The 9520-nt window shown below is 70.1% G+C and carries 7 protein-coding genes and 2 pseudogenes (1 of these 9 cut by a window edge); 4 read left to right on the top strand and 5 right to left on the bottom strand.

What is annotated here, in order from left to right; translation table 11 throughout:
• Positions 1–108: 108 nt before the first annotated feature.
• Complete coding sequence (locus CCL05_RS32890; protein ID WP_086564323.1) at positions 109–393, bottom strand: hypothetical protein; 285 nt, start codon at positions 391–393, stop codon at positions 109–111.
• 151 nt (positions 394–544) lie between these two features.
• On the opposite strand from CCL05_RS32890, the pseudogene CCL05_RS47625 reads away from it, so the two are divergent.
• Positions 545–682: pseudogene (locus tag CCL05_RS47625) on the top strand (ribbon-helix-helix protein, CopG family); the annotation flags it as partial.
• Here CCL05_RS47625 and CCL05_RS32900 read toward each other — a convergent pair.
• On the bottom strand, positions 652–2103 hold the full coding sequence (locus tag CCL05_RS32900; protein WP_086564325.1) for an NCS2 family permease: 1452 nt from the start codon (positions 2101–2103) through the stop codon (positions 652–654). The pseudogene CCL05_RS47625 and the gene CCL05_RS32900 overlap by 31 nt on opposite strands.
• Positions 2104–2220: 117 nt before the next feature.
• Between CCL05_RS32900 and CCL05_RS32905 the strand changes: the two genes are divergently transcribed.
• The 3 genes from CCL05_RS32905 (at position 2221) to CCL05_RS32915 (ending at position 5989) form a co-directional block, all read left to right on the top strand.
• Positions 2221–2499, top strand: coding sequence for a DUF2530 domain-containing protein (locus CCL05_RS32905; RefSeq protein WP_086564326.1), 279 nt, complete (start codon positions 2221–2223; stop codon positions 2497–2499).
• A gap of 116 nt (positions 2500–2615) precedes the next feature.
• Positions 2616–3452 carry a class I SAM-dependent methyltransferase gene (locus tag CCL05_RS32910; RefSeq protein WP_086564327.1) on the top strand — a complete coding sequence of 279 codons (837 nt, stop codon included), beginning with the start codon at positions 2616–2618 and terminating at the stop codon, positions 3450–3452.
• 143 nt (positions 3453–3595) lie between these two features.
• Positions 3596–5989: an HAD-IC family P-type ATPase gene (locus CCL05_RS32915; protein WP_086564328.1), complete on the top strand. Its 2394-nt coding sequence runs from the start codon at positions 3596–3598 to the stop codon at positions 5987–5989.
• A gap of 6 nt (positions 5990–5995) precedes the next feature.
• Here the strand turns inward: CCL05_RS32915 and CCL05_RS32920 are convergent, their stop codons facing one another.
• The 3 genes and pseudogenes from CCL05_RS32920 to CCL05_RS32930 form a co-directional block, all read right to left on the bottom strand.
• Complete coding sequence (locus CCL05_RS32920) at positions 5996–6850, bottom strand: hypothetical protein (protein ID WP_086564329.1); 855 nt, start codon at positions 6848–6850, stop codon at positions 5996–5998.
• A gap of 215 nt (positions 6851–7065) precedes the next feature.
• Entirely contained in the window at positions 7066–7974 is a 909-nt protein-coding gene (locus tag CCL05_RS32925; protein ID WP_086564330.1) for a hypothetical protein, read from the bottom strand.
• A gap of 173 nt (positions 7975–8147) precedes the next feature.
• Positions 8148–9520: pseudogene (locus CCL05_RS32930) on the bottom strand (sacsin N-terminal ATP-binding-like domain-containing protein) (its annotated part continues 395 nt past the right edge of the window); the annotation flags it as partial.

Genomic DNA, 9520 nt, shown 5'->3' on the forward strand with positions numbered 1-9520 from the left:
GGAGCGGCGTGTGTCGGAGGTGTGCGGGTAGTCGTGGGGATCAGGTGCGGGGGCGGAAGCTGCTCCGGGTCCCGAACTCAAAGGGTTCGCCTCCTTGCGACATACGGCTTACAGATGCGCGAGTTTCTCCAGCACGGGGGCGGCGGCGCGCAGTGTGGCCCACTCGTCCTCGTCGAGGTTCTCCACCAGCGAGGCCAGGAACGCGTTCCGCTTGCGGGCGAGCTCGCCCGGGGTGGCCCTGCCGCACAGGGACAGGGTGCCGAGCACCGACATCTCGGTGGGGCTGAGCGACTCGTCGACCCGCTGGTGCTTGAGCCGACGGGACAGCCGCATCACGGCGGAGCGGAGGGAGTTCACGGCGGCTACGTCGTCGCCATGGTTGAGGTCCGGCATGTTCTTTAGCGTAACTCATTACTCTCGCTAAGTACCACCCGGGGCGCGCGTGAATGCCCGTGACCCTGGCCACTGAACCGTGACATCACTCATATGGGTGATCCGGTGGTGGAACGTGACACACCGGACCGAAGGGTGCCGCGACCCNNATGTCGTCCGGACGCTCATTCGCGATGACTTCGACCAGCGTTTCCAGGCCGCCGTCGAGGAGACGGAGAGGTTCTACGGGTCACCCGACCCGGGCGACGAGGACCAGGATCAGGTCAGACCCAGCGCCGGCATCAGGTAGTAGAACGCGAACACCGCCGCCACCGCGTACATCGCCGCCGGCACCTCCCGGCCCCGCCCGGCCGCCAGCCGCAGCACCACGAAGGTGATGAAGCCCATACCGATGCCGTTGGTGATCGAGTACGTGAACGGCATCATCAGCATCGTCACGAAGGCCGGGACGGCGATCGTGTAGTCCGCCCAGTCGATCTCCTTGACCGAGCCGGCCATGATCAGGAAGCCGACCGCGACCAGGGCCGGGGTGGCCGCCTGGGACGGCACCATGGTGGCGACCGGCGTCAGGAAGAGGGCGACGGCGAAGAGGCCGCCGGTGACGACGTTCGCGAGGCCGGTGCGCGCACCCTCGCCGACACCGGCCGTGGACTCGACGAACGCGGTGGTCGCCGAGGAGGAGCTGGCACCGCCGGCGGCGACCGCGAGACCGTCGACGAACAGCACCTTGTTGATGCCGGGCATCTGCCCCTGCGCGTCGGTCAGCTTCGCCTCGTCGGAGACGCCCATGATCGTGCCCATCGCGTCGAAGAAGCACGACAGCAGCACGGTGAAGACGAACAGCACACCGGTCAGCACACCGACCTTGTCGAAGCCGCCGAACAGGCTGACCTGCCCGACCAGCCCGAAGTCGGGGCTGGCGACCGGGTTGCCGGGCCACTTCGGGGCGGTGAGACCCCAGCTGGGCACCTTGGCCACGGCCTCGATGACCACGGCCACGACGGTCATGGCGACGATCGAGATCAGGATCGCGCCGGAGACCTTGCGCACGATCAGGGCGAGCGTGAGCAGCACACCCAGGACGAAGACCAGGACCGGCCAGCCATTGAGGTGACCGTCACCGCCGAGCTGGAGCGGGACGGTGGTCTGGGCGGCGTCCGGGATACGGGAGACAAAACCGGCGTCGACGAGGCCGATCAGCATGATGAACAGGCCGATGCCGATGGAGATGGCCTTGCGCAGTCCGTAGGGGACGGCGTTCATGACGCGCTCGCGCAGCCCCGTGGCGACCAGCAGCATGACCACGAACCCGGCGAGGACCACCATGCCCATCGCGTCCGGCCAGGACATGCGCGGGGCGAGCTGGAGGGCGACGACCGAGTTCACCCCGAGGCCGGCGGCGAGCGCGATCGGCACGTTGCCGATGACACCCATGAGGAGGGTGGTGAGCGCGGCCGTGAGGGCCGTCGCGGTGACCAGCTGTCCGTTGTCGAGCTGGTGACCGTACATGTCCTTGGCACTGCCGAGGATGATCGGGTTCAGCACGATGATGTAGGCCATCGCGAAGAAGGTGGCGAGGCCGCCCCGGACCTCGCGGGACAGCGTGCTACCCCGCTCGGAGATCCGGAAGAAGCGGTCGAGTGCGCCGTACGCGGGCCCGGCTCCCGGCTGGTCAGGGGCGGGGGCCTTGGCGGGAGCCGAGGAGGACATGTGTTTGGTGTTTCCTACGAAGAGAAGTGGTCAGACACAAACCGTTTCAGTATGAACATATAAGGCCGCGATCGCACATCTCCGCGCGTAGACCCGATCGCCTCGTAAGCTGTCCCCATGGCGAAATGGACCCCCAGACACGAGGCGCCGGAGCCCCTGGAGGGCCCCGTGGTCGCCACCGTCACCGGCGGCACGATCCTCTGGTTCGTCCTCTTCCTGGTCCAGCTCCCCTTCTACGGCTGGTTCGACGACCACGGCCACACCTGGTGGGTGTGGACCTGCCTGGCCGGCGGCGGCTTGGGGCTGATCGGCGTCTGGTACGTCCGCAAGCGCGATGCCGCGATCAAGCGGGCGGCGGCCCAGCAGGACGTGACGGCGACTCCGGCGGCCGAGTAGGCCCGTTCCCGCCCGCTCCCCGGCGAGACACGTCTCCGTCACCTCCCTACGCTCGGAGAGAGGGGCGAAACGCCCGAAACCGTCGCGGCTGCCGCCCACCGGTGAGGAGCGCAGCCATGACGACGCAGCACAGCGCGACCGAGGCCGACCGGGCTCTGAAGGCCAGGCACCGGGCGATGTGGGCGCAGGGCGACTACCCGTCCGTGGCCGCCGAGATCATCCCCGGTCTCGGGGCGGTCCTGGTCGAGGCGTGCGGGGTGCGCTCCGGGCAGCGGGTGCTGGACGTGGGCGCCGGCAGCGGCAACGCCGCGATCCCGGCGGCCCTGGCCGGCGCGGACGTGGTCGCCTCGGACCTGACCCCGGAGCTGTTCGAGGCCGGCCGGCGCGTGGCGGAGCGGCAGGGCGTGGAACTGAGCTGGCAGGAGGCCGACGCCGAGGCGCTGCCCTTCGGCGACGCGGAGTTCGACACCGTGCTGTCCTGCGTCGGGGTGATGTTCGCGCCGCATCACGAGCAGGCCGCCGGTGAACTCGTCCGGGTCTGCCGTCCGGGCGGCACCATCGGCTTGCTGAACTGGACGCCGCAGGGCTTCATCGGGCGGATGTTCGCCACGATGAAGCCGTACGCGCCACCGCCCCCGCCGGGCGCGCAGCCGCCTCCGCTGTGGGGGGACGAGGACCATGTGCGCGCCCTCCTCGGCGACCGGGTCACAGACGTGCGCGCCGAGCGCCGGACCGTCCGGGTCGACCGCTTCGAGACACCCGAGGCGTTCCGCGACTACTTCAAGGAGCGCTACGGCCCCACGATCACCGTCTACAAGAGCATCGCCGGAGATCCCGAGCGCACCGCCGCCCTGGACCGCGAGCTGGCGGACCTCGCCCGCGGCGGCGCCCCGGGGGCAGGGGACGTCAGGGAGTGGGAGTACCTGCTGTTCACCGCGCGCCGGGCGGGCTGACACCGCCGGTGGCACCAGAGTCCGACGGGGACGCAAGGGCGTACAACTGCCGTACGACCAGGGCACGACGTCCCTCGTTCCCAGATCGGATCTTCCGTGCATTCGGCAGGTGAAGCGGCAAATCCGCACGTACCGTCGAATGCATGACGCATCTCGACGCGGGTGCCCGGGCCGACTCCGCGCGGCCGGCGACGGTCACCTCACGCGAGACCGGCCTGACCACGGCTCAGGTCGCCGAACGGGTGGAGCGCGGCCAGGTCAACGACGTACCGGTGCGCAGCAGCCGCTCCACCGTCGACATCGTCCGCGCGAACGTCTTCACCCGCTTCAACGCGATCATCGGCGTGCTGTGGCTGATCATGATGTTCGTCGCGCCGATCCAGGACAGCCTGTTCGGCTATGTGATCCTCGCCAACACCGGCATCGGGATCGTCCAGGAGTGGCGGGCGAAGAAGACGCTGGACTCGCTCGCGCTGATCGGCGAGATGCGTCCCACCGTCCGCCGGGACGGGGCCTCGGGCCAGGTCAGCACCTCCGAGATCGTCCTCGACGACCTGATCGAGATCGGGCCCGGCGACAAGGTCGTCGTCGACGGCGTCTGCGCCGAGGCCGACGGGCTGGAGATCGACGAGTCGCTGCTGACGGGCGAGGCGGACCCGGTCGTCAAACGGCCCGGCGACCCGCTGATGTCGGGCAGCTTCGTGGTCGCGGGCGGCGGGGCCTTCCAGGCCACGAAGGTCGGGCGCGAGGCGTATGCCGCGCAGCTCGCGGAGGAGGCGTCCCGGTTCACCCTCGTCCAGTCCGAGCTGCGCTCCGGCATCTCCACGATCCTCAAGTACGTCACGTGGATGATGGTCCCGACCGCGATCGGCCTGATCATCAGCCAGCTGTTCGTGAAGGAGAACGCCTTCGACGACTCCGTCGCCCGCACGGTCGGCGGCATCGTCCCGATGGTCCCCGAGGGGCTGGTGCTGCTCACCTCGGTCGCCTTCGCCATCGGCGTCGTCCGTCTCGGCCGCAAGCAGTGCCTCGTCCAGGAGCTGCCCGCGATCGAGGGGCTGGCCCGGGTCGACACGGTCTGCCTCGACAAGACCGGCACCCTCACCGAGGGCGGCATGGACGTCACCGGGCTGCGGCCCCTGCAGGGCGCCGACGAGACGTACGTACGCCGGGTGCTCGGCGCCCTCGGCGAGTCCGACCCCCGGCCGAACGCCTCCCTCAAGGCGATCATCGACGCCTACCCGGCCCCCGAGGACTGGCGCCGCACCCGGGCGCTGCCGTTCTCCTCCGCCCGCAAGTACAGCGGCGCCGCGTTCGCCGAGGCCGACGGGGAGACCAGTACCTGGCTGCTCGGGGCGCCGGACGTGCTGCTGCCCGACGACGACCCGGCCCTCGCCGAGACCGGGCGGCTGAACGAGCAGGGCCTGCGGGTGCTGCTGCTCGCCCGGGTCGACCGGGACCTCGACGACCCGGAGGTGGCCGAAGGAGCGAAGCCCGTCGCGCTGGTGGTCCTGGACCAGCGGCTGCGGCCGGACGCGGCCGAGACGCTGCGCTACTTCGTCGACCAGGACGTGGCCGCCAAGGTCATCTCCGGGGACAACGCGGTGTCGGTCGGCGCGGTCGCGGCCAAGCTGGGACTGTCCGGCGCCACGGTGGACGCGCGCCGGCTGCCCGCCGAGCAGGACGCAATGGCGCGGGCCCTGGACGACGGCACGGTGTTCGGGCGGGTCACCCCGCAGCAGAAGCGGACCATGGTGGGCGCCTTGCAGTCCCGGGGACACACGGTCGCGATGACGGGCGACGGCGTGAACGACGTCCTCGCCCTGAAGGACGCCGACATCGGTGTCGCGATGGGCTCCGGCTCGGAGGCGACCCGGGCGGTCGCGCAGATCGTGCTGCTGAACAACAGCTTCGCGACGCTGCCGTCGGTGGTGGCGGAGGGCCGACGGGTCATCGGCAACATCACGCGGGTCGCGACCCTGTTCCTCGTCAAGACGGTCTACTCGGTGCTGCTGGCGATCATGGTGGTCTGCTCGCAGGTCGAGTACCCGTTCCTGCCGCGCCACCTGACGCTGCTGTCGACCCTTACGATCGGGATCCCGGCCTTCTTCCTCGCGCTCGCGCCCAACAAGGAGCGCGCGCGGCCCCACTTCGTGCGGCGGGTGATGCGGTACGCGGTCCCGGGCGGGGTGGTGGCCGCACTGGCGACCTTCGCGACGTATCTGATCGCCCGGGAGCACTACACGGGCGCGGGCGCCCTGGACGCGGAGACCAGCGCCGCGACGCTCACGCTGTTCCTCATCTCGATGTGGGTCCTGGCGATCATCGCCCGCCCCTACACCTGGTGGCGGATCGCCCTGGTAGCGGCGATGGGCGGAGCGTTCCTGCTGGTGCTGGTCGTGCCGGGGCTCCAGCACTTCTTCGCGCTGAAGCTGATCGGGATGGCGCTGCCGTGGCTGGCGGTCGGTATCGCGGCGGTGGCGGCGGCCACCCTGGAACTCCTGTGGAGGTGGGTGGACCGCCGCGTGCCGGCGTAGCCGGGGTTACCTCACGTCGACGTAGTCGCCCGTGGCGTTGACCGCCGGGGTGGTCGTCGTGCCGGCGAAGCTGAAGCGCCAGTAGCCGTCGTACTGGGCGGTGGCGGTGGCCTTCAGGTTGCCGTACTGGTCGGAGTACACCGTCTTGACCGTGGTGTACGTGCTGGTGCCCGCCTTGCGGAACTGGAGCTTGACCGGCTGGTTGGTGTAGCCGTGGTAGGCGTTGTCCTCCCAGTTGGCGCGGGACAGCTTGCCGGTGGACGTGATGGTCTTGCCCTTGTAGACGGGCTCGGGGCCGGCGTTGACGGTCAGCTTGGAGTAGCGCTGCACCTTGGTGCTGCCCAGGCCGCCCTGCTCCTTCTCGTCGCCGTTGCTGGTGACGGCGAGGGCGCCGGCGCCCCAGGTGCCGGCGTCGGAGTTGAACAGGTCGCCGTCGGCCGGGTGTATGGCGATGACGCCCTTGCAGTCGAGGACGGTCGACGAGGCGGCGGTGCAGGTGGCCGGGTCGTCGCTGATGAGGACGTTGTCCGCGGTGTCCAGCGAGGAGCCGTGGTAGATCAGCGGACCGGTGGCGAAGTTGTCCGAGCTGGTGTCCAGGTCGGCGGCGTGGGTCACGGTGTAGGTGACGGGGAAGCTGACCACGTTCGTGGTGCCGACGACGATGTTCTTGCCGCTGTTGACCTTGACGTCGGAGAAGGTGACGTCGAGGGTCGAGGCGGTGGTGCCCGAGTCGGCGTCGGCGGAGGCGGAGCTGAAGCCCGCCTTGCCGGACGGCGCGTCGGCGGCCTGCGCGGCCGGAACGACGAGGGCGGAGAGGGCCAGGGCGCCGGCGACGGCGGCCACGGTGGCTCGGATGTGCATGTGTTCCCCAGGGTGGAGAAGTGATCTAGGAGTCTGTTGACTCGGGTGATCAGATCCACGAGCCCGGGAACAAGTTGTACGCCCCGTTCCGGTTTTGCCGCCCCATCCCCAATCTTTGACCAGCGCATGAGACATGGGACAGGGGACATACGGAACCGCCGACCCCGGAACGGATTCCGGGGCCGGCGGTGTCGTCCGTGCCGTGCGGGACGGTGTTATCGCACGTCGACGAAGTCACCCGTGGCGTTGACGGCCGGGGTGGTCGTCGTGCCCGCGAAGGAGTAGCGGAAGTAGCCGTCGGTGGCGGCCTTGACGGTGGTCTTCAGCTCGCCCGTGGAGTTGGACGTGATGGTCTTCACCGTGCTGTAGGTGTCGGAACCCTTCTTGCGGAACTGCAGCTTCACCGGCTGGTTGGTGTAGCCGTGGTACTTGTTGTCGTCCCAGTTCGCCCGCGACAGCTTGCCGGTGACCGTGATGGTCTTGCCCTTCGTCACCGGCTCCGGGGAGGCGTTGACCGTCAGCTTCGAGTAGCGCTGGAGCTTGAAGGAGTTGGTCGGGTCCGTCACCGCGACACCGACGTTGTCCAGGTTCGGGTTCTCCGGGTCCTCGCCGTTGAACGCGACCGCGAAGCCCGCGGCCTTCCAGGAGCCGGCGTCCTCGTTCAGCAGCGCGAACGGGTCGATCTCGACCGTGGCCTTGCAGTTGGCGACGGTCGCGGAAGAGTCGGTGCAGCTCGCGTCGTTGCTGTCGAAGAAGAAGACGGACTCCTCGAACGAGGCACCGCGGTACAGCTCGATGCCCGCGAAGAAGTCGGCCGCGTGGATGTCGACGTCCGCGCCGTGCGTCAGCTTGAAGGAGACGGGCACCTTCACCAGGTTGGTGGTGCCGACGGCGATGTTCTTGCCGTTGTTGACCTTGACGGAGGAGAAGGTCGCGTTCATGGCGTACGGCGTGCCGTCCGCGGTGGCGGCGAAGGCCGACCGGCCGGACTCGGGGTGGACGACCTCGCTGGCGGCGGCGATGTCCGCCGGGACCTTCGGCTCGGCGGCCTGCGCGGCCGGCACGGCGAAGGCGGAAAGGGCCAGGGCGCCGGTCACGGCGGCCACGGTGGCTCGGATACGCATGCGTTCTCCAGGTGGAGAGGGGCCCCGGCGCTCGTCGTCGGCTCCTGGGGCCCAAGTGATCGTGGAGTCTGTTGACTCACGTGATCAGATGCGCGAGCAAGGCGCATGGTTGTACGACTGGTGAAAAATTTGTGCGGGAGTTTTCACCGAACAGCCAGGCGCCGCCGCACGCCTCAGTCGAACCACCGGTCCCGCGCCAGCTCCTCCGTCCGCGACGGATCCTCCAGCAGCGCCGCCACCTCGAACCGCCGCGGCCACTGCCCCGCCGCCCAGGCGAGCCCCGCGGCGACGCCCTCCAGCGTGGCGGCGTGCAGCACGCCGTCGTCGGTGAGCCGCCAGTCGATCTCCACGCCGTCGACGACGAGTTCCTCGTGCTCGATGTAGGAGGAGGGCGTGCGGGGGCCGAGCAGGACGCGGACGGAGTCCGGGACGTCGTGTTCGGTGCCCTCGGAGGTGACCTGCCCGGTGACCGACTCGCTCAGCCGCCGCACCTGGAAGAGTTCGGCCAGATCGGCGGCCCGGGACGGGCGGACCGGCAGCAGCGGGACGCCCGATGTGAAGGGCAGCAGGTCCGGTGAGTCGCACACCACGGCGTCGGACGCGTCCACGACCTCCACCCGGCCGTCGACGACGGCACGCAGCTCGTCCGGCAGGGTCACCTGCTCCGGGTCCAGCTCGGCCAGGGCCCCGTACAGCGCGTGCAGTTGGGCGTCCCTCACCTCGCGCTCCGGGTCGGCGAGCCGGTCGAGGAGTTCGGCGGCACCGCCGGGCTCGTCCAGCAGCGCGGCGACGGACGTCCGTACCCCCAGCGCCCGCAGCACCTGCTCATCGTCAAAACCGGTCGCGTCGGCCTCGTCGTACAGGCCGCGCAGCAGCGCGTCGCCGCCGGCGGCCCGCAGTCCGGCCGGGCGGCGGCCGTCGAGCACCGGGTTCCCGCGCAGCCACCACGCCGTGTACGGCCGGACGACCTCGTGTGTGCCGTCCGGCAGCAGGACGCGCACGGGCTGGACGATCGCGTCCCGCAGGGGCGGTTGCGACAGCAGGGACAGGGCCTGGGACCACTTGTCCTCGTCGACCAGGTCCAGATCCCGGACAGCGATGATCTCGGTCGCGACCGGCGGCACCGGGCTGTCCGGGAAACGGTCGAGGATGTCCTCCGCCCACACGTCGACCGCGTCCAGCAGGCCCGGGTCGTCGGGCTCGGCGAAGTCGCCCTCCCGGGGCTCCAGTTCGTCGGGGTCGAGGACGACGTCGGTGGCGCGGACGAGCGCGAAGTTCACCAGCACGCCGCAGGCGGCCAGCGGCTGCTCGCCCCACTTCGAGGCCAGCTCGGCGTCCACCGCGGCCAGTTCACCCTCGCGCATGACCTGGGCGAACGGGCCGCCGGGGAAGACGAGTTCACAGGCCGGGGCCGGCTCGCCGTCCTCGTCGGGCAGCGCGAGCGCGCCGAGCCAGGGCTCGTCACCGGGTTCCAGACCCGCGTCCCGCACCAACGCGAGGACGGTGTCGGCCAGCTCCTCCGCGCCGAGGGCGTCCTCCTCCCACA

It is taken from the genome of Streptomyces africanus (assembly GCF_002150735.1).
Lineage (GTDB): Bacteria > Actinomycetota > Actinomycetes > Streptomycetales > Streptomycetaceae > Streptomyces > Streptomyces africanus.

What these genes read in the sequence shown, in the direction of transcription:
- CCL05_RS32890 (WP_086564323.1), bottom strand. Translation starts at nt 393, where the DNA reads ATGCCGGACCTCAACCATGGCGACGACGTAGCCGCCGTGAACTCCCTC.
- CCL05_RS32900 (WP_086564325.1), bottom strand. Translation starts at nt 2,103, where the DNA reads ATGTCCTCCTCGGCTCCCGCCAAGGCCCCCGCCCCTGACCAGCCGGGA.
- CCL05_RS32905 (WP_086564326.1), top strand. Translation starts at nt 2,221, where the DNA reads ATGGCGAAATGGACCCCCAGACACGAGGCGCCGGAGCCCCTGGAGGGC.
- CCL05_RS32910 (WP_086564327.1), top strand. Translation starts at nt 2,616, where the DNA reads ATGACGACGCAGCACAGCGCGACCGAGGCCGACCGGGCTCTGAAGGCC.
- CCL05_RS32915 (WP_086564328.1), top strand. Translation starts at nt 3,596, where the DNA reads ATGACGCATCTCGACGCGGGTGCCCGGGCCGACTCCGCGCGGCCGGCG.
- CCL05_RS32920 (WP_086564329.1), bottom strand. Translation starts at nt 6,850, where the DNA reads ATGCACATCCGAGCCACCGTGGCCGCCGTCGCCGGCGCCCTGGCCCTC.
- CCL05_RS32925 (WP_086564330.1), bottom strand. Translation starts at nt 7,974, where the DNA reads ATGCGTATCCGAGCCACCGTGGCCGCCGTGACCGGCGCCCTGGCCCTT.